This is a genomic window from Rhizobium sp. BT04, from assembly GCF_030053135.1.
Lineage (GTDB): Bacteria > Pseudomonadota > Alphaproteobacteria > Rhizobiales > Rhizobiaceae > Rhizobium > Rhizobium binxianense.
Genome location: NZ_CP125650.1, coordinates 352,938 through 371,172 on the forward strand (window position 1 = coordinate 352,938; position 18,235 = coordinate 371,172).

Below are 18,235 nucleotides of genomic sequence, written 5' to 3' on the forward strand. Positions count from 1 at the left end.
TCTCGATCTCACCGAATCACATAATTATTGGTTTTCGCTCGTTGGTCACGGAGGCGCTTGAAACAATTCCATCGCAAATCCAGCCAGGACCGCAGATCGGAAAATTGCCATTGGACATCCGTCCTTTACAACGCAACGATGCCGTAATCCGGTTCAGTGATCGGGCCGGCAGAGGGCGGATTGAAACTGTGGAGGAAGGCTCTCGTCATAGGGCTGGCGCTCGCTGCAAATCATCGTGATCGAACGCACTGGCCATACGGTTGATCTCGGCTGACCGCGCACCGACCGCCTTGGCGGTCTCGCGCCACCTTGCGGTGTCGCGACTTCCTTAATGATCGCGCGAGCCTCGGCGAGCGTTAGGGCGTAGAGCCCTGCAGGTTCTTCCAGCAGGTCAAGGGAGCAGGTGCCTTCATCAAGATCAATGTTTGTCGTCAGCGCGCGCGCCTTGACATCCGTAGGCACTGGATTGAGGTCATAGGCAGGGGACAACGACCAGCTGGCTTTATTGAGCCACAGAAAGCCGTGATTTTTCTCCCCAGCTCAGAGCTAGAGCGGGCTGCAGCGAGAAGCGGCCCGGGTCCTCGAGCCAGGCACGATCATACTCAAACACGATTGTTTCGGCACCACGGGCGCGATTGCTCCGGGCCAGATGGGACGTGTGCGGCCGTGAAGGTCGAGATGAACTTCGAAATCAGCCATCGCGTGACGATCCCGGTGATCGCCTTGGGTGAGCGTGCTTGGGCAACTCTGCATTGGCCAGAGACTGGCCGACGCTGTCGTCACCGATGTCGGCGACTTGGCTCAGCCCATCTAGCAGGCCGAGTGCCTGGAGGACGCCTGCATAGATGCCGATGCTGACATTGGTGTCGCCGGCCTCGATCTTTTGAAGCGTTGAGCGTGAGGTGAAGGCACGTTCGGCTACTACCGCCATAGGCAGGCGGCGACGTCGACGTGGATGTCTGCGCCCAGTTTGCGCAACGCGCGCCGCACCCGGAGGGTTGTGAGGTGTCGGAATTTGTCACCTTCGCACTACAGATTGCACTAGATATGTAGCACGAAGGTTACAATTTTTCAAGAGAGATGGTCAGAGAGAAAAGTGGTTAGAATGGGAATTGCGGATAGCGCAAGTACGAGCCAGGCTGGCAGGCGAAGAAAGATGGCGGATCTTGAGGCGCTCAAGATCGATGCCGCCTCCGGACCGGAGGCGCGATCGGAACCACTATCGTCTGCTGATGCGGCTTTTGCCGATTGCCAAGCTGCACCCGGCCGTTAGTCGAACGGGTGCTCCTGGAAGATGCGGTGGTGTCGGTGACCGTGGACACCTCGTCGATCAGGGTCGCAACGTGGCTGGTTTTGAGAAATCGGCGGGCGGACATTGTCGGCCATCAGGACACCAATTGAACTAGGCCATTTGGACTAGAATTTCCACTTATGGCGCGCCAACCGATCGGTTCCTCATGGATCGGGAAGCCGACCTCTACACAGCGGGCTCAATCCTCGAGAATAGTTGCTAATGACCGCTCATCAGACAATCTGATTGAAAGTTCCCCGCGAAGCAGCCATATATTTAGCTCAAATTCATTAGTGCTACGTAGGACATTGATCATGGTAGATGTGGAGCTGCAGGTCGCTCGGCAAAATGCCTCTCTTCGAGTGCAAGTCGAAGAAAGGCTCAGACAGGCTATTGCGACGGGCAAGTTCAAGCCGGGGCAAAGGCTCGTCGAGCGCGAGCTTTGCGAAATGATCGGCGTGGGTCGCACGTCCGTCCGTGAAGCGCTTCGGCAGCTTGAGGCAGAGGGATTGATCACAAGCTTCCCCCACAAGGGTCCAGTTGTCAGTATCATAACCTATGAGGAGGCCGCTCAGCTCTACACCGTCCGCGCGCTGCTCGAGGGGTTTGCTGGTCAGCAGTTCGCCGAAAATGGAACGGCGGAAGATATTGCCACTTTGCAAGATGCCGTTAGAGAATTCGAAGCGTCGGCGGAAAGCGGCGTGGGACACAGGCTCATCGCTGCCAAAAACGCCTTCTATGACTGCTTGATGGATGGCAGCAAAAACGTCTTCGTCAGGCAAATGCTAACATCGCTGCACAACCGGATCAATCTTCTGCGCATGACTTCGATGACACAACCGGGGCGCCTCAAACATAGCATTGCAGAAATCAAAGAGATTGCCGAAGCGATCCAAAATCGCAACGGACCCAGGGCTGCGGCCGCTTGTAAGCACCACATTGATATGGCTGCGAAAGTCGCACTCGAGTACCTGCGCAACAACACCTCAGGCTGATGCCATAAGATTTTCCGAAAATTGACAGATTGTCTGATGCTGGAGGTGGCCGGGTGTAATTAAATCCTTCAGGCACGGTGCTTTTGACAACGCAACAACCTCTCTGGTGTCCATCGGACGATAAGATGGGTGCTGCTTGCACGTCATTTTAAGTGAGGTGATTGAAGAAGCGACGGCAAAATTGGCGTCGTAGCGAGGGCGCGCCGGCCCAAGCATGAATTTTCCGATTGACAGATTGTCTGATAGGTCGTTAACTACTCCTCACTAACGGAGGTAGCTGATTGTGCTTGCCTCACATTCGGGAGCGGGACGTTGTCACCACGAAAAAATCTGCGCGTCGCCTTTATTGGTCTCGGCGCAATGGGCGGGCCGATGGCACAACATCTGTTGTCGGCTCAATTCGAAGTCACTGGCTTTGATCTATCGGCCGAGGCTAGGGAAAGGTTCGCGGCCGTCGGCGGCGTTCCGGCAGAGACGGTAGCGGAAGCATTCAATGGGGCCGATGTTGCGGTTACCATGCTTCCCAACGGCAAGGTTGTTCAAGACGCGCTCTTCAAGGATGGGGCCTGGCAATCCCTGAGTGCTGACGCGCTTGTCATCGACATGAGCTCATCGGCGCCCAATGATACTCGTGAGCTCGCAGAGCGCTTGCATCAGAAGGGCTTGCGGCTGGTCGATGCTCCCGTGTCAGGCGGAGTGAAGCGAGCCGTCGAAGGCTCTCTTACTATCATGGCAGGCGGTGCTTCTGACGATATCGATCAAGCTGATCCCATCCTGTGCGCCATGGGCGGCCAGATTTTTAGGACAGGCCCGATCGGCTCAGGGCACGCCATGAAAGCCATCAACAATTTCGTATCGGGAGCCGGGGTTCTGGCAGCTATCGAAGGCGTTCTTCTTGGCCGAACGTTTGGTCTCGATCCTAGAACGATCGTCGATATTCTCAACTCGTCGTCTGGCAAGAACAACGCAACAGAAGTGAAGATGAAGCAGTTCATCCTCTCGGAGACTTTTGGCTCTGGTTTTGCTTTGGGGCTTATGGCGAAAGACATTAGGATTGCAGCGGACTTGTCGAAGGCGCTCAATCTCCAGCTGCCGACATTGGCCGGTACCGCTGATGCCTGGGATGCTGCTCGGCATGCTTTAGGCCCCGATGTCGACCATACGAAAATTGCGCAGTTCGTGAAAGATCAGGCCTGACCGCGAAAAACTACGCCAAACTGACAGTTGAAAATTGTCTGATAATCTGTCAAATATGATGAAGGGAGCGAAACCCAATGGCCACTTTGGACAGGAAAGATAAGGGGTCTAAGGCCGGCGAGCGAACAGCTCCATCGGAGCAGTTCAAGCGCGGACTTGCTACTCGTCGGCAGGTGATGGGGGACGCTTACGTTGATGCGGCCCTCGGAAAGGCGACCGACTTCACCTGGCCGATGCAGGAACTCGTCACCGAGTATTGTTGGGACAATATCTGGAACCGACCTGGCCTCGACCGTCGCGCTCGATCGATCCTCAACCTTGGAATGATAGCGGTTTTAAACCGACCGCACGAGCTCAGAGGCCACATCCGCGGCGCCATCAACAACGGTGTTACGAAACAGGAGATCCAGGAGATCTTCCTTCAGGTGGCTATCTACGTTGGTGTGCCAGCAGGCATCGACAGTTTCAGGCATGCCCAGGAAGTATTCACCGAAATGGGCATTTGAGAATGTGCTGTCCCGTGAGGGGGCATGTACAACATGCGCGGAGTTCTCAGCGCTTATCAACAAGGGAGGAGCCTAAAATGGCGATAGATCTCAAGAAATTCATAGAATTCGTGCGGGAGGATTTCGAGTTCAAGCGCGAAACTCGTTATCTTAACGGTATATTAAAATGCGATTTCCCTACCCGCAGTGTAGCGCTTCATTTCGAGGACGGTACGTTGCTAAAGGTGGAAGAGGCCGAATACGACGACGACAAGTGCACTATCGTCATACGCGGGACCGGTTCACAGTGGGAGGCGCTGCTTCAGCACAAACCCTTGCCGTTTTATCAGTGCTTGCAGTCATCAAACATCAAGCATGGCCTCTACCTTAGCAGTAACAACGAAACCTTCGCGTATCTGCCTGCTCTCAACCGCATGACCACCCTGATGCGCAATGCCCGTTCTGAAGGAGCAGCAGCATGACCAAGTTTGACCCCATTATCGGCCGTTATCTCTATCTCACCGTAGAAGGTATCGAGTACCGCGTCTATTACGAAGAAGCGGGCCAGGGGATTCCGCTTCTCGTCGGTCATACGGCAGGGTCCGACGGTCGCCAATACCGTCATATGCTTTGCGATTCCGACGTGACGAAAAATTTTCGCGTCATCGCGTTCGATCTGCCGTATCACGGCAAGTCCCTTCCCCCCTACGGCGTTCGCTGGTGGGAGAAGGAATACAACATGACCAAGAAGTTCATGATGGACTTCCAGCTCGAACTCTCAAAAGCGCTCGACCTAGACCGCCCCGTTTATTTGGGCAGCTCCATGGGCGGCCATCTCGCGATCGACCTGGCATCGAACTATCCGGACAACTTCCGCGCCACGATCTCGGTCGAAGGTGCGTTGCGCTCGGCGGCGGAGTACGTCGACGTCGGTATGGCTGGCATCCGCAGGGAGTTCGACAATCCAAACGTCAATCGCACCTCCATCGGTGCGGCGATGATGCTGAATATCTCACCGTACTCGCCAGAAGCGAATGTCCGTGAAATCCAGTGGGAATACAGCTGCGGTGGACCGGGAATCTTCGCGGGTGATCTTTATTACTACTACTACGACCACGATGTGTCGCCAGAAGAAGCCAGCAAAATCGATACGTCGAAATGTATGCTATACTTCCTCACGGGCGAATACGATCCAAACACGTCCCCGGCCGATACCAAGATTGCTGCAGACCTGGTCAAAGGCTCCAAGTTTTGGACAATGGAAAAGCTCGGACATTTTCCCGTTACTGAGGACTATAGCGAGTTCCGGAAGTATCTGTTGCCGATTCTTGAGGAGATCCAACAGTCATCAGCAGCCCGGTCTAAGGTTGCCTGATCCTTTTCTCGGGAGGAGAACTTCAATGAGGTGCATTCTGAATGTCACACTTGGGGCGCTGATCTCGGTTAGCGCCCTGGCGACAACCGCTTACGCGGATGGTGTCGATCAGCTACCGGCTACAGAAAAGAAGATCTATGAAACTGTAGATCCGCAGATTCCATTGGGGGCGAGCGCCTACAAAGACTTCAAGCCCAAAAAGGGTCCTCCGTGGAAGATCGGCTATGCAAGCAGCTACGCTGGCAACACCTGGCGAGCCGCAGCTCTCGATGCGGTCATGAGCGATCTTTTACCGCGATCAAAGGCTGCGGGCCTGGTGTCTGATGTCGTGGTCACCCAGTCGGATCTTAAAGACGCCGTTCAGATCCAGCAGATGCGTCAAATGGTGGACGAAGGCGTCGATGCAATCATCATCTGCTGCTCGAACGTCACGGCTCTTAATCAGACGATCGAATATGCCTACAAAGCCGGTGTGCCGGTGTTCTCATTTTCGGGCTACGTGACGTCGCCATACGCCATCAATGGCGCGGCCAATCACGCGCAGGGCGGTGCCGAGATGGCGACGTGGCTGGCGGAAAAAATAGGAAAGAAGGGCAATATCCTTCTCGTTTCTGGTATTCCCGGTTTCGCTTCTTCGGACAGCTTTGACAAAGCGGCTAAGGAAGCACTTGCTAAGTACCCCGACATAAAGATCGTCGGTGAAGTTGCAGGGAAGTGGACCGACCAGGTGGCCCAGGTCGAAGTTCAGAAGTTTCTTGCGACGAACCCGACGAAGATTGATGGGATCCTCACGCAGGGGGCCCAAGAGAACGGCGTTCTCAACGCAATGCTGCAGTCAGGTCGAGACATGATCCCGATTACTCTCGGGGGGGAAGCTTCCGCCGCGTGCTACTGGCGCAAGAACCCCGAGTTTGTGGACAGGAGTTTCCATATTTGGCCGCCGCGTCGCGAGATGCAACAGATGTGGGAGATCATGCTCCGCACATTGGAGGGACAAGGCCCTAAGGTTCAGTCCTTCCTTCGACCCGTCTTGCCTTACACCATCGATGAAGTCCGCGCGGCGATACCAGAAGATTGCGACTTGAACTCGACAGACTTCGTGGAGCCCAAGGCGGACGGGTGGTTTCCTGCTGCGATTGCTGCAGACTACTTCGAACGCCCGGCTGATCCCTGGAAGCCTGTGTCGAAGTGAAACTGTTCTGCCCGGTGGGTCTTGCCACCGGACAGAAGTTTCTCTTGTGGGAGGACCGCCTCGCGCGGCCGTTGGGATTAGAGGATCTCCGATGCAAAACCAAACTACGATCAAGTTGATCAATGTTGCCAAGTCTTTCGGCGAGACTAAGGCCTTAAAGAAGTGTGATTTTGAAGCCCGGGCCGGAGAAGTGCACGCCATCGTCGGAGAGAATGGAAGTGGCAAAAGCACGATGGCGAAGATCATGTCTGGAGTGTTGCACCCAGATTCCGGGAGCGTTTCGGTCCTTGGAGAAGAGATTTCGACTCCGACTGACGCCAAGCGCATCGGGCTGACAACGATCTTCCAGGAAGTGCTGGTGGCCGACGAGGCCAGTGTATTGGAAAACCTGTATGTCGGGCGCGACGGCATCTTCCGCTCGCAGGGCGGCAGTGGTCGGCGTACCGAGGCTGAGGAGATCCTGAAACGCCTCGTCGGCAAGCCCGTGGATCTCGATCAGAACGTTGGGGCATTGCCTCTGAGCGTCAAGCAATGGATAGTTATTGCGCGAGCGGTCTTGCGCAGGCCGAAGGTCCTCATCCTCGATGAATCGTCTGCGGCATTAGACCTCGATTCCACGATCCGCCTCCACGAGGAAATTGATCGTCTCCGTAGGGAAGGTGCGACCGTGCTGATCGTAACGCATCGGATCGCTGAACTTGTCCGCATCGCCGATCGAGCCACGATCCTTCGCGACGGCGTCACCATTGGTACGCTCGAGAAGCATGAAATAACTGAAGAGAACCTGCTTTCAATGATGACGCCCGCGGACCGAAACGCAAGCGACGCGAAGGCGTACGAATCAAAGCAAGTAGGCGCCGCCGCGCCGGCCGTGGTAGCGGTAAGAGACCTCGTTACTCACAGCGCGGCAGCGCCCTTCGATTTCGATCTACCGAAAGGAGCGATCATCGGTGTTGCAGGACTCGACGGGCAGGGGCAGGACGCTTTCGTACGCGCCGTTGCGGGTATCATCCAGCCTTTTGGTGGTAATGTCCAAGTCTGGTCATCCAGCACCGAGAGAATGAAAAAGGTCGCATCGCTCGAAGACGCTACCAAAGCAGGAATCTCGTATATTTCCGGCGACCGCAAGCGTGAAGGTATCTTCCCTCAGCAGAGCATCTTCGAAAATCTTGCCATCGGCGTCTATCGCAAGAACCTCGGTCCTCTTGGTATAATCAATAAGGCCGGCCTCAAACCCATGTTCAAACGCGAGGTGGATCGGCTCCGGATTAAGATTGGAAGTCCGGCGAACAAGATCACCTCACTGTCGGGCGGAAATCAGCAAAAAGTTTTGATCGGCCGTGCCTTTGCAAACGAACCGTCCGTCATCGTCCTTAACGATCCCGCTCGCGGTGTCGACCTCGGAACGAAGCGCGATCTCTACCGCGAACTGCGCCTGTTCACGGAGAAGGGTGGCAGCGTGATTTATCTATCAAGCGAAATTGAAGAGTTCATCGGCTTTGCGGACCGCGTCGACGTCTTCTTTGCTGGAAGGCTTTTCCGGTCGCTAGCAGGCGAGGACATAGCGGAAGAGCCAATCTTGGCCGCAATGTTTGGAAAATCGCCAAACGCCTCCATCGAGTTCGATCTGGAAAGGACTGCATGATGTCTGGAATCGCATTCCGTCAAATCACCCAGGACCGTTCCCTCTTCGTGCCGGCCGGCCTATTCATTGTCCTTTTGGTCGCCGTTGCCCTACGCGGACACGGGCTATTCACGAACAACGGCCTCGCAGGTGCAATCCTTGTCGCCACGCCCTTGATTCTAACGGCGCTTGCCCTCACTCCCATTGTCATGGCGGGTCGTGGAGCAGTGGACCTTTCAGTTGGCCCCTTGATGGGGTTCATCAACGTTACCCTTATTACCTGGCTTGTGGGTAACGGAATTACCAACCCTATCGCAGTGATAGTATGGGCAGTCGGCCTGGGAGCGGCATTCCAGCTACTCCAGGCGCTGGTTATCATTTATGTGCGTGTCGCTCCGATAATCGTTACGCTGTCGGGTTTTCTTGTCCTCTCCGGGTTGAACCTGATGGTGATGTCCCGACCGGGTGGAGTCGCGCCCGACTGGATGCTTAGCTGGGGGGCGGGGACCGACATCATGTCACCTGTTTTGCTGTTGCTGGTTGCAGCGTATGCATTATGGCTCCTTCTCAGGGGGACTATGTTTTACCGCAACCTTCGCATGACGGGTGCGGATGAGCGCATGGCGTATACGAGCGGCGTTCGAGTGGACGCAGTCCGCATCATCGCCCACGTTGTTGGTGGAGCATTCGCTGGACTTGCCGCCCTCAGCTACACGGCGCTGATCTCCTCTGGTGATCCGACGCAGGGCAGCACCTACACCCTTCAGGCTGTTACGGCCCTGGTTCTCGGAGGTGCGAGCCTCTCCGGTGGTCGTGGTGGAGCACTTGGATCTACGCTTGGCGCGATCAACATGTTCCTCATCTCCTATCTCCTCTCCACCTTCAACTTCGGCACGGTTTCGGGGTTCGTTACCCAGATGGCATTCGGCTTAATCCTCGTCGGATCACTTCTCGTGAACGTCTTTGTCATCAGTCGCCGCGCGGTTGTGTAAGGAGCAAGATAATGGTCGCGACAGTTATGAATTCCGAAATCAAATCGGCTCAGAAGTCTAACCCGCTCAAGGCTCATCGGAGCATCGTCATTGGCTTTGTTCTTCTGGCCTCTCTCTTAGCACTCGGTGCATTGCTGGTCCCCGGCTTCGTATCATCCCAAAACGCGCGTTCAATCCTTCTTCTCGCAGCGTTTCTGGGGCTTGCCTCCATTGGCCAGACCCTGTGCGCTCTGGTCGGTGCGCTCGATCTTTCGATACCATATATTATTGGAGGCGCGAACATCCTCCTTCCCAGCCTTATGGTCGCAGGTATTCCCGCTCCCCTCGCGATGCTGGTTGTCATGCTCCTCGGTGCGCTTGTCGGGGCCGCCAATGGCGCCCTGAGCTTCCGTCTCCAAGGGCAAGCGCTGATCATGTCGCTCGGAGTTGGCTTCGCGGCCGTCGGTGCGGTCCAGATCTACACCTCACTCGGCTCGGCGTTTGGTGGTACAGTGTTTGCTCCGGTACCCGAATGGCTGAGGAACATTTCGGCGTTCAACGGAAAGTTTTTCGGCCTGTCGCTGCCTCCGGTCATCGTGATCTGGGCTATCGTCGCCATCGCGCTTGGATGGTTCATGTACAACACCTGGTTTGGCCGCAGCATTTACGCCGTCGGCGGAAGCCGGACGGCGGCCGCCCGCCTCGGAATCTCCGAATTCAAGGTCTGGACCGTCATCCATAGCGTCAGCGGTGCCATGTCTGCAATCACGGGCATGCTGCTACTAGGGTTTTCCGGTGGTGGCTTCGTCGGCGTGGGCGACCCTTATCTTTTCACCACCGTAGCAGCGGTGGTGATTGGAGGGACGTCGCTTCTTGGTGGGGCGGGCGGCTATGGCGCGACAGTGCTCGGTGTTCTTGTCCTGACTGTACTGACCTCGCTTCTAGTTGGCCTCGGACTGAACTTTCCGGCGCAGCAGGCTGTCGTCGGTCTGCTCATCGTTCCGATGGTCGCGATATACGCACGGTCACCACACATTCGAAATCAGATATGATCAATGCATAGAAAGGAAGATCCATGGCAATCTCCAGCACCCTGCTAGGCCGTTTAAAGGACCAGACTCTCGTTCGCGAGCAGATGCTGGTTGGAGGAAAGTGGTCGAGCGAAGGGGTAAACGGCACACGCATCAACGTGCTAAACCCCTCCACGATGGACGTCCTTGCCTCTTTGCCTAGCGCTGGCCTTGCTGAAGTGCGAGCCTCTATCGATGCTGCAAAGGCTGCACAGAAGAAGTGGGCTAAGGTTTCGGCGAAGGAACGCTCGCTGATCATGCGGAAGTTCTACGAAGAGGTGGTAGCTAACGCTGAAGACCTGGCCGTAATTCTGACATCGGAAATGGGCAAGCCACTGGCGGAAGCGCGTGGCGAGATTGCTTACGGCGCTTCCTACATCGAATGGTTCGGTGAGGAAGCCAAGCGTGTCTATGGTGACACCATTCCAGGTCACCAGGCCGACAAGCGACTGCTTGTCATCAAGCAGCCGGTTGGCGTTGTGGCCGCCATCGCTCCTTGGAACTTTCCGTCGGCGATGGTGTGCCGCAAGATCGCGCCGGCGCTCGCGTCCGGCTGCGCGATCGTATTCAAGCCTGCTGCCGAGACTCCGTTATCGGCGCTTGCATTGGCGATCCTCGCGGAGCGTGCCGGAATACCCGATGGCTTGTTCAGCGTCCTCCCGACGGATAATGCAAGAATGTTTGGCGAGGAGGTCTGCTCCAACCCGGTCGTCAAGAAACTGACCTTCACCGGTTCGACCGAAGTTGGCCGTATCTTGATGGCGCAAGGCGCCCAGAAGATCATGAAGCTGAGCCTGGAACTCGGCGGCAATGCGCCGTTTATCGTTTTCGACGATGCAGATCTCGACCAGGCGGTCGAGGGGGCTATGCTTTCTAAGTTTCGTAACGCGGGTCAAACCTGCGTGTGCGCGAACCGTATTTACGTACAGAGCGGGATCCATGACAGGTTCGTCGAGAAGCTGGCAATGCGCGTGAGTGCCTTGCAGGTTCTTGACGGGTTTGAGAGCGGGGCGACGATCGGCCCGTTGATCAACGATGAAGCGGTAGCAAAGCTCTATGGTCATATCGATGACGCTGTGACCAAGGGTGCGACTGTCGTGGTTGGTGGTGACCGCGATGCTCGCGGAGGCACGTTCGTCCAACCAACGCTTCTCTCGGGTGCCACAAAGGATATGAAGGTTGCGCGTGAGGAAACCTTCGCGCCTCTGGCTCCGGTGTTCAAGTTCGATACTGTCGAGGAAGTCATCGAACTCGCGAACGATACGGAATTCGGCTTGGCAGCCTACTTTTTCGCCAACGACCTCAGGAACGTTTGGAAGGTCACAGAGGCGCTGGAATACGGCATGGTTGGCGTGAACACGGGTCTGATTTCCACCGAATTAGCGCCATTCGGCGGCGTCAAGCAATCCGGCTTCGGCCGAGAGGGCTCAAAGTACGGAATGGATGACTTCTTATCCATGAAATACGTCTGCATGGGCGGGATCGGCGCATAGCGATCGCCCAAGGGTCGCTCGCCGACTGAACTTAAAGGGGGAGAGGTCTGTTGAATAGAGGCAGGACAGCAACATCCTCTCCGCCGGTTGCGAGGTCTCAAAAGGCTGGACTTTTCTAGAGGTTTCGCGGGAGCTGTCCTACGGATCTTCCCTTCCGACCCCTTCTGGGGCCGGCCTTGCAGACGAGATTTCTGCCTGTCTTTTCGATTGTCGATCCTTCCGCCAATGCCCTACAAGGTAAGTCTTTCCCAGATAGCTTGTAGCCTTCGAAGAGGTAACACGACATGAACGAGCTGTTGCACCGTGGCGTTGTCGTTTCAACGTATCGGAGTCCTGAGCAGGAGCATGATCACCACCCGATCGATGCACGCGTTCGTCCTGAAATCGATCAGGCCGACGATGCTGCACGTGCCAGCGTGGAGGGTCAAGCGAAAGCCATTCGCGTCAACCAGCGACGCGTCAAGGTGTAGTTGTCGGCGGCCGCACCCTCAGTGTCGGTTTGACGTAGCCGCCGATCTTCGCCGGCGCCAGGCCTTTATGGTAGATCCGGATGCGTCCGGGTCATCCAGACGTCAAACGCGTAATGCAGGAAGAGATTCGATAGGATCGGGCTGACCACGCCCCCTTGCGGGGTACCACGCATCCGCTCAATGACTTCTCCGTTCTTTTCCATAGGCGCGGTCAACCATCTTTCGATGTAGAGCAGAGCCCAGTTGCATTTAACGTCTTTTCTGACCGTCTTCAGCAAGAGATCATGCGGAAGATTGTCGAACAGCTTTGATGTCGGATTCCGGATCAATCATCTGCTTGACCACCATCTGCGCGATCCGATCACTGACCGCCGGTTCCAGATCTTGTAGAGATTTCTCGCAAGGTCTTTGTCAAACATCTCCAGGGTCTCACCGTCCACCCGGCTGCACCACGGTTGGCTTTGACCGCTTTGTAAGCTTCGTACACTTGCCGCTTCTCAATCCGAAACGGCTTGTCTGTCGTACCTATCGAAGTCATCCTGTTTCCAGTTGTTCCAAACAATACGACCACCTGATCCGATCCCTTTGCTCCGGCCCCATTACAGGGCCCTCAACGCTCATACGGATCGGTCCGCCCCAGTCTCCTGCATCGGTACTCTCGCCTTACGGTTTCTCCGCTTGGGCTTCTCCCTTGGCATCAGGAGCCTGGTTCCTGCAGTTCCGGGTGAAAGCCTGTGTCCAACTCACGCCCCCTCTACGCCGGTCGCCGCCCGCCCAATCATCAGGCACCCGGCGGACTTGTCCCAGGATGACGAAACAGTCCTGGTTTCGACGACGCTTATATTCATAACGGCGCGTCTTCGGAGGGTTCACTTTCGTTCGTCTTCGGACACGCACCTGCTCGGATCTCGTCCGAACTTTTCATCCGGCGCTCACCACCACGGCTCTTTACCGCAGCAGCTCGGACTGGTTTGAGACCCGCTCCTGAAAGCCGATCCCGGAGGGCCATCCTCCATCATTCACGCAGCTTCACGTTACGGGGTTAGCTCACACTGAACTCCTTCCGTGCCTCTGCAGCACACTTTCGTCGATGAAGATCAGTTTCTCCGGATCGAGGTCCAATTGACCATCGAACCAGGCGCGCCGGCGCTTCAGGACGTCCGGTCGGTCCTGCTCCAGTGCGTGTGCGGTCTTTTTTAAAGGTCCACCCACGGCTTCGAAGCCAAGCGCCAAGTGCGCTGCGGCTGATCTTCACCTGCCGCTCGACGGACAAGCGCTCAACCATCTCATCGAGCGTCACATCCCTACGCTCGTTGATCAACGCGACAACGAATTCCTCGTGTGCATCCACTGCCGAAGGTCGTCTCCAGCCCTGTGGCCGAGCAGTCAGCTCACCCTCTTTCGCTCTTGCAATCCAGCGGATCGCCGTCGAAATCCCAACTCCGAAACGAGCCGCAGCCTGTCGAGCCGACATGCCCGCCGCAGACGCTTTCAAAACCCGTATTCGAAGATCATCGCTCAGGGCCTGTCCCATCATCCACCTCTTCTCTGTGGAGTTGAATCAGCTTCGATGGACGCCGTCACATCACAATCGATTCATCGATCGCAGGACTTGCTCTAGGTCGCTCGTGGCGGGGCGAAACTCGGTTGCTGAAAACGATGATGCTCTTCGAACGGCGCCAAATAAAATTTTGCCGGCTGCATCCTCCTTGTAAGCGCGGACGATCCATTGGACGCCTGACTATCCTTAAAACGTCGTCTTTTTGCATTCGAGACGGGCAGGAAAGGCTTCATTAACCAACGCAACCAATAGGTATTCTCAGCTATGTCACAGACCCACAAGATTGATCTGCCGTTCGAATGAATGAAACGGCAATTGGAAGATTTGAGTAGACAAGTCGATCGTCCACCTCACCTAAAAGGTTTGCCTTTATGCCCAAGTCCATTAGACTCGCTTTATCTTTGATATTTGTTCTGCTCTCTCTTCTCGCGGCGGGCCAGGGCATCGTGAGTATCGTCAAGCTGCTGTCCATTAGGAGCAATATATCCGAAGTTGCCAGCAACTGGCTGCCATCGATCGATGTGATAAATCGGATCAATACGATCACCGGGGACTACCGCATCCTGCAGTTCAGGCTGGTGACAAACTCATCAGATTCGACGAGCCTTGCGCATAATATCACCACCTTCCGCCAGAAGATGGAGGATCTCGCGAATGCCCGTGGTGAATATGAGCCGATGGTGACATCCGGCGAGGAGCGTCAGGCCTATGACGCGTTCTCCGCTTTGTGGACGCAATATCAGGAGGATGGCGAGCGGATTGTTAAACTAATGCAGGCAGGCAAGAAGGATGAAGCATTTGCTCTTCTAACGAGTGACGCCACGACGAAACTGTATAATGATAGCGGAGCGCTCCTTGACCAGGATGTCGCAGTTAACAAGCGTGGTGGAGTCGCGGCCGTCGGAAACACGATGGGCGCCGTTTCATCGACGGTTTTGGTCACCATTCTTGCCATGGCGCTGGCAACTACGACGGGCATTATAGCCCTGCTTTACTGCATCCGGAAGATTACCGATCCGATCTCGCGGTTGACTACCACGATGGGCGTACTGGCAGATGGTAATCTCGACACTGAGGTTCCTTTCGCAATGCGCGCCGACGAAATCGGCAAGATGTCGAGAGCCGTTGAGGTATTCAAGCAAAACAGCATCAAGGCCCGCGATCTGAACGCGCAGGAGGCCGCGTTGCAGGCCAAGAGCGCCGACTTGCAGTCGAGCATTGCCGAGGTGGTGTCAGCCGCCGTAGCCGGTGACTTCACCCATCGCATCACCAAGAAATACGGCGATGCGGCTCTCGACCGTTTTGCAGGAAGCGTCAACGAGCTGGTCACCTCTGTTGACCGGGGCATCGCCGAAACTCGCCGAGTTATCTCAGCGCTTGCCGATGGGGATCTGACGGAAAACATGTGCGGCGAGTTTCAGGGAGCCTTTGGTGAACTGAAGAGTAATGTCAACGCCACCATGGCAGCCCTTCGATCCGTATTAGGCGAGGTTCGCTCCGCCGTCGACACGATCAACGGCGGAGCCGGCGAGATGCGCATCGCCTCAGGCGACCTTTCAAAGCGCACGGAACAGCAAGCCGCGGCCCTGGAGGAGACCTCTTCGGCGCTTGAGGAAATCACGGTGGCGGTAAAAAGCTCGACAGAAAGAGCCACGGAAGCCAGCCATATGGTCGATGAGGCACGCAGAAGCACCGAGCAGTCGAGCGCGGTTGTCAAAGACGCGGTCGCCGCCATGGGCCGCATCGAGCAGGCCTCGGATGAAATCGGCCAGATCATTAACGTCATTGACGAGATCGCCTTCCAGACCAATCTTTTGGCCCTTAACGCCGGCGTCGAGGCGGCGCGTGCGGGTGACGCTGGAAAGGGTTTCGCCGTTGTGGCTCAGGAGGTGCGTGAACTGGCACAGCGCTCCGCCACTGCCGCCAAGGATATCAAGGCGCTGATCAACCGGTCCGGCGACGAGGTCAAAACTGGGGTCAGGCTGGTAACGGCCACAGGCGATGCCCTTGGTCTAATCCGAGGCCACGTGATCAAGGTGAACGAGCACGTTCATACGATCTCGACGGCGGCACGAGAGCAATCGACCGGGCTGGCGGAAGTCAGCACTGCGGTCAACCAGATGGATCAGACGACCCAGCAGAATGCGGCGATGGTGGAAGAATCGACGGCGGCCACCAACCGGTTGGCGGATGAGGCTTCCAATCTGGCGCGGCTTATTGCGCGCTTCAGGCTCGACGGTTCGACTGTTGTACGGCGTGTTGCCCACCAGAACGGTAAGCCGGCCGCCTCGCCAGCGCGTGCCCTCTCCCAGAAGCTTGCCGGCGCCTTCGGCGGACGTACTACAGCCGCTGTCGCGACTAAGGAATGGGAAGAGTTTTAATGAATCATGTCATAATTCACCGCAGGATATTATCGGTTTCCATCTGGCAGCCAGCAGTTCTGCATGAAGACGACGTTGATCCCGGAAATCCGGGGGTTAGCAGAGGCGACGCCGCTGCCCCTAACGCATGTTCTCGGTTCAGGGATCTGCCGGTTCTGTCATTCCGGTGATAGAGCTTGCTGCCGAGATAACCAATCCCATCGGTCTAGCCACAGCGCCATTGTCGTCGTTGAGGTAGCAGATGGTATCATCGGCCCGGTCGTCGATCAGGTCTCTGGCATTCTATCGATCAACGGCGATCGGATCCAACCGGTTCGGACTTAGGCGCGACTTCGACCCAACCTTCAGCTACGGAATCACTCCGCTTGAACAAGGGATGGAATGCTTCCTTAGTTTTGAGCAAAGGTTTGGCACCAATCAGGACGCATCGCAGCTGCCTAGCAGACTTTTGCTTTTTCACCTTCCGCGACTGTCTTCCTTCAAGACGCGGAGTATTAACGAAATTCAACGAGAGTTCGAAGATGTCCAAAGTTATCGCAATCAATTTCGGGCAACAGGCTAAGACAGATACCCACTTAGAAAGCCACGAAGATGCACAGTCGCAGCGCCTGGAGCAAGAGCGGCTGCAAATGATCCAAATCACCAATCACCTTGAAGCACTGTACGCTCGGCTGCTGACCGTCTGTGGCGACAGACCGAAAAATTAAGGGCGCAGCGATGGTATAGCCCGGTGGAGCGCTGCGAACCACAGCGCCATCGCGAAGGGCTATTTCCGGGTCAGCTTTCGGGCGGAGAGGCCTGCGAAGCACACATAGATCGCCTATGCGGCAGAACATCGCTCATATGCACTGTTTTAGATGGCAGTTCGCCGTAACGTCTCTTGTACTCTGCAGCAAAACGGCCGAGGTGTGTGAAGCCCCACTTAAGCGCTATTTCCGAAACGCTGATTTTAGCGCCGTTTTGCAGCAGTTCCTGTCGAGCTGCGCACATACGCAAGTCTCGGAGGTGCATTGTGGGGCTGGTATTACGAAATTGTCGGAAGCCGTGCTGCAAAGTCCGCACGCTGACCTTGGCCGCAGCGGCGATATCGTTAAGGGAAATGGGTTGAGCCATATGCTCTTCCATAAACTCCATTGCCCGTTTCACGTGGCGAGGCGTGGGAGACGGAGACGGACGACGAAGTTCATCGGTATAGCGATGCATACAGCTTTCGATCAAAAGGTACTCTATCGCGTCGAGGAGCGAGCTATAGGCCGACGGGCATTGTCGCAGAGCCCCCCCGGCACTGAGGCCGCGATGGGCAGACAGGGCTAGTTCTCGCATGAGCGTTCCCGCGCTCGATGCAAGATCAAGGGTCGGCTGAATTTGCAGATTTCCGCTGATCGTCCGATCGAGCATGCGAGAAAGCTTGTCACGCAAGGATTGCGTATCGATCGTCAATGACAGTTGAGATCTTATGCCATCTTGTCGGGCATTCAGCGGAGCATTTGCAACATGCGGCGACTCTACCTGTTGCCCAGACCAATGAAAGACTGCATTCCCGGACGCCGGCAGGAAGACCGTTACGACGTCAACTGGGGAATCTATCATGACCGAGAACGCCCCTTCATGATGGGCATCCGCAACGCCAAAACCATCAAGGGAAATTCGACTGCAGCGAGAGTTAAGCGATCTACTGTCGTGTTGAGCAAGGTCAGAGGACGCCAGGGGCGATGATATCAAAGGCAAAAGACGTTCGGGATCGGAGCCCTCGATAAAGTTGTCTTTCACTAAGGTCCCTTCATCGGGCTTGCTGAACAAACTTTCGGTCATCCAATATAAACCTATCTATGAACACCAACTCGCACATGCCGGGACTAGTTTTCCAAACCTTCAAAGCTCGAGACCGGATGGCGTGCGAGCGATTTTGATCGCGTACATGACCGATTCGGACCTTTGTGGAGGCCGGTTGAATCTCTCATTCCCTAGGCTTTCGTCATGGCGGATCATCACCAGCACCGACATCCACGTTCTCCCGCTCGAGATGGCCTCCTAGTTTTTCAGCGCTGCAGTTGGGAAGCCTCTAATGATGCGATGACTGGCTTCCACAAGCCTCGAACAGATTGACAGATTGTCTGATATACGTTAATG

14 protein-coding genes and 4 pseudogenes are annotated in these 18,235 nt (G+C 55.9%); 13 read left to right on the plus strand and 5 right to left on the minus strand.

From position 1 onward, the window contains the following. Positions 1-205: 205 nt before the first annotated feature. A pseudogene (locus tag QMO82_RS05040) lies at positions 206-531 on the minus strand (HipA domain-containing protein); the annotation flags it as partial. A gap of 160 nt (positions 532-691) precedes the next feature. Next, a pseudogene (locus QMO82_RS05045) lies at positions 692-1,015 on the minus strand (hypothetical protein). A gap of 590 nt (positions 1,016-1,605) precedes the next feature. Here QMO82_RS05045 and QMO82_RS05050 point away from each other — a divergent pair. The 11 genes from QMO82_RS05050 (at position 1,606) to QMO82_RS05100 (ending at position 12,163) form a co-directional block, all read left to right on the plus strand. Then, positions 1,606-2,286, plus strand: a complete 681-nt coding sequence (locus tag QMO82_RS05050) for a GntR family transcriptional regulator (RefSeq protein ID WP_004668612.1) — start codon at positions 1,606-1,608, stop codon at positions 2,284-2,286. Positions 2,287-2,598: 312 nt separating this feature from the next. After that, entirely contained in the window at positions 2,599-3,483 is an 885-nt protein-coding gene (locus QMO82_RS05055) for an NAD(P)-dependent oxidoreductase (protein ID WP_004668614.1), read from the plus strand. Between the two features lie 77 nt (positions 3,484-3,560). Further along, positions 3,561-3,989, plus strand: a complete 429-nt coding sequence (locus QMO82_RS05060) for a carboxymuconolactone decarboxylase family protein (protein WP_004668619.1) — start codon at positions 3,561-3,563, stop codon at positions 3,987-3,989. A 77-nt stretch (positions 3,990-4,066) separates the two neighbouring features. Continuing rightward, positions 4,067-4,450 (plus strand): hypothetical protein, encoded by a 384-nt coding sequence (locus QMO82_RS05065; protein WP_004668622.1) that lies wholly within the window; start codon positions 4,067-4,069, stop codon positions 4,448-4,450. Beyond that, positions 4,447-5,343, plus strand: coding sequence for an alpha/beta fold hydrolase (locus tag QMO82_RS05070; RefSeq protein WP_004668623.1), 897 nt, complete (start codon positions 4,447-4,449; stop codon positions 5,341-5,343). Before QMO82_RS05065 ends, QMO82_RS05070 begins: the two co-directional genes overlap by 4 nt. Before the next feature lie 25 nt (positions 5,344-5,368). Continuing rightward, positions 5,369-6,535 (plus strand): ABC transporter substrate-binding protein, encoded by a 1,167-nt coding sequence (locus QMO82_RS05075; protein ID WP_008534334.1) that lies wholly within the window; start codon positions 5,369-5,371, stop codon positions 6,533-6,535. Between the two features lie 91 nt (positions 6,536-6,626). After that, positions 6,627-8,180: a sugar ABC transporter ATP-binding protein gene (locus tag QMO82_RS05080; protein WP_004668627.1), complete on the plus strand. Its 1,554-nt coding sequence runs from the start codon at positions 6,627-6,629 to the stop codon at positions 8,178-8,180. Further along, complete coding sequence (locus QMO82_RS05085; protein ID WP_008534336.1) at positions 8,177-9,151, plus strand: ABC transporter permease; 975 nt, start codon at positions 8,177-8,179, stop codon at positions 9,149-9,151. The genes QMO82_RS05080 and QMO82_RS05085 overlap by 4 nt, the downstream gene beginning before the upstream one ends. An 11-nt stretch (positions 9,152-9,162) precedes the next feature. After that, a complete protein-coding gene (locus tag QMO82_RS05090) occupies positions 9,163-10,182 on the plus strand; it encodes an ABC transporter permease (protein ID WP_004668632.1) in 1,020 nt (339 codons plus the stop codon). 23 nt (positions 10,183-10,205) lie between these two features. After that, a complete protein-coding gene (locus QMO82_RS05095) occupies positions 10,206-11,693 on the plus strand; it encodes an NAD-dependent succinate-semialdehyde dehydrogenase (RefSeq protein ID WP_008534338.1) in 1,488 nt (495 codons plus the stop codon). 284 nt (positions 11,694-11,977) lie between these two features. After that, complete coding sequence (locus QMO82_RS05100; protein WP_004668636.1) at positions 11,978-12,163, plus strand: hypothetical protein; 186 nt, start codon at positions 11,978-11,980, stop codon at positions 12,161-12,163. Positions 12,164-12,231: 68 nt separating this feature from the next. Here QMO82_RS05100 and QMO82_RS33765 read toward each other — a convergent pair. Next, a pseudogene (locus tag QMO82_RS33765) lies at positions 12,232-12,701 on the minus strand (reverse transcriptase domain-containing protein); the annotation flags it as partial. A gap of 545 nt (positions 12,702-13,246) precedes the next feature. Further along, positions 13,247-13,697, minus strand: a pseudogene (locus tag QMO82_RS05110) (helix-turn-helix domain-containing protein); the annotation flags it as partial. Between the two features lie 398 nt (positions 13,698-14,095). Between QMO82_RS05110 and QMO82_RS05115 the strand changes: the two are divergent. After that, a complete protein-coding gene (locus tag QMO82_RS05115; protein ID WP_012489469.1) occupies positions 14,096-16,105 on the plus strand; it encodes a methyl-accepting chemotaxis protein in 2,010 nt (669 codons plus the stop codon). Positions 16,106-16,626: 521 nt separating this feature from the next. Then, positions 16,627-16,812 (plus strand): hypothetical protein, encoded by a 186-nt coding sequence (locus tag QMO82_RS05120; protein ID WP_004673279.1) that lies wholly within the window; start codon positions 16,627-16,629, stop codon positions 16,810-16,812. A 70-nt stretch (positions 16,813-16,882) separates the two neighbouring features. On the opposite strand, the gene QMO82_RS05125 is transcribed toward QMO82_RS05120, so the two are convergent. Then, positions 16,883-17,917: an AraC family transcriptional regulator gene (locus tag QMO82_RS05125; protein ID WP_008534360.1), complete on the minus strand. Its 1,035-nt coding sequence runs from the start codon at positions 17,915-17,917 to the stop codon at positions 16,883-16,885. Between the last annotated feature and the right edge of the window lie 318 nt (positions 17,918-18,235).

What these genes read in the sequence shown, in the direction of transcription:
- QMO82_RS05070 (WP_004668623.1), top strand. Translation starts at nt 4,447, where the DNA reads ATGACCAAGTTTGACCCCATTATCGGCCGTTATCTCTATCTCACCGTA.
- QMO82_RS05125 (WP_008534360.1), bottom strand. Translation starts at nt 17,917, where the DNA reads ATGACCGAAAGTTTGTTCAGCAAGCCCGATGAAGGGACCTTAGTGAAA.
- QMO82_RS05075 (WP_008534334.1), top strand. Translation starts at nt 5,369, where the DNA reads ATGAGGTGCATTCTGAATGTCACACTTGGGGCGCTGATCTCGGTTAGC.
- QMO82_RS05085 (WP_008534336.1), top strand. Translation starts at nt 8,177, where the DNA reads ATGATGTCTGGAATCGCATTCCGTCAAATCACCCAGGACCGTTCCCTC.
- QMO82_RS05120 (WP_004673279.1), top strand. Translation starts at nt 16,627, where the DNA reads ATGTCCAAAGTTATCGCAATCAATTTCGGGCAACAGGCTAAGACAGAT.
- QMO82_RS05050 (WP_004668612.1), top strand. Translation starts at nt 1,606, where the DNA reads ATGGTAGATGTGGAGCTGCAGGTCGCTCGGCAAAATGCCTCTCTTCGA.
- QMO82_RS05115 (WP_012489469.1), top strand. Translation starts at nt 14,096, where the DNA reads ATGCCCAAGTCCATTAGACTCGCTTTATCTTTGATATTTGTTCTGCTC.
- QMO82_RS05060 (WP_004668619.1), top strand. Translation starts at nt 3,561, where the DNA reads ATGGCCACTTTGGACAGGAAAGATAAGGGGTCTAAGGCCGGCGAGCGA.
- QMO82_RS05100 (WP_004668636.1), top strand. Translation starts at nt 11,978, where the DNA reads ATGAACGAGCTGTTGCACCGTGGCGTTGTCGTTTCAACGTATCGGAGT.
- QMO82_RS05065 (WP_004668622.1), top strand. Translation starts at nt 4,067, where the DNA reads ATGGCGATAGATCTCAAGAAATTCATAGAATTCGTGCGGGAGGATTTC.
- QMO82_RS05090 (WP_004668632.1), top strand. Translation starts at nt 9,163, where the DNA reads ATGGTCGCGACAGTTATGAATTCCGAAATCAAATCGGCTCAGAAGTCT.
- QMO82_RS05095 (WP_008534338.1), top strand. Translation starts at nt 10,206, where the DNA reads ATGGCAATCTCCAGCACCCTGCTAGGCCGTTTAAAGGACCAGACTCTC.
- QMO82_RS05080 (WP_004668627.1), top strand. Translation starts at nt 6,627, where the DNA reads ATGCAAAACCAAACTACGATCAAGTTGATCAATGTTGCCAAGTCTTTC.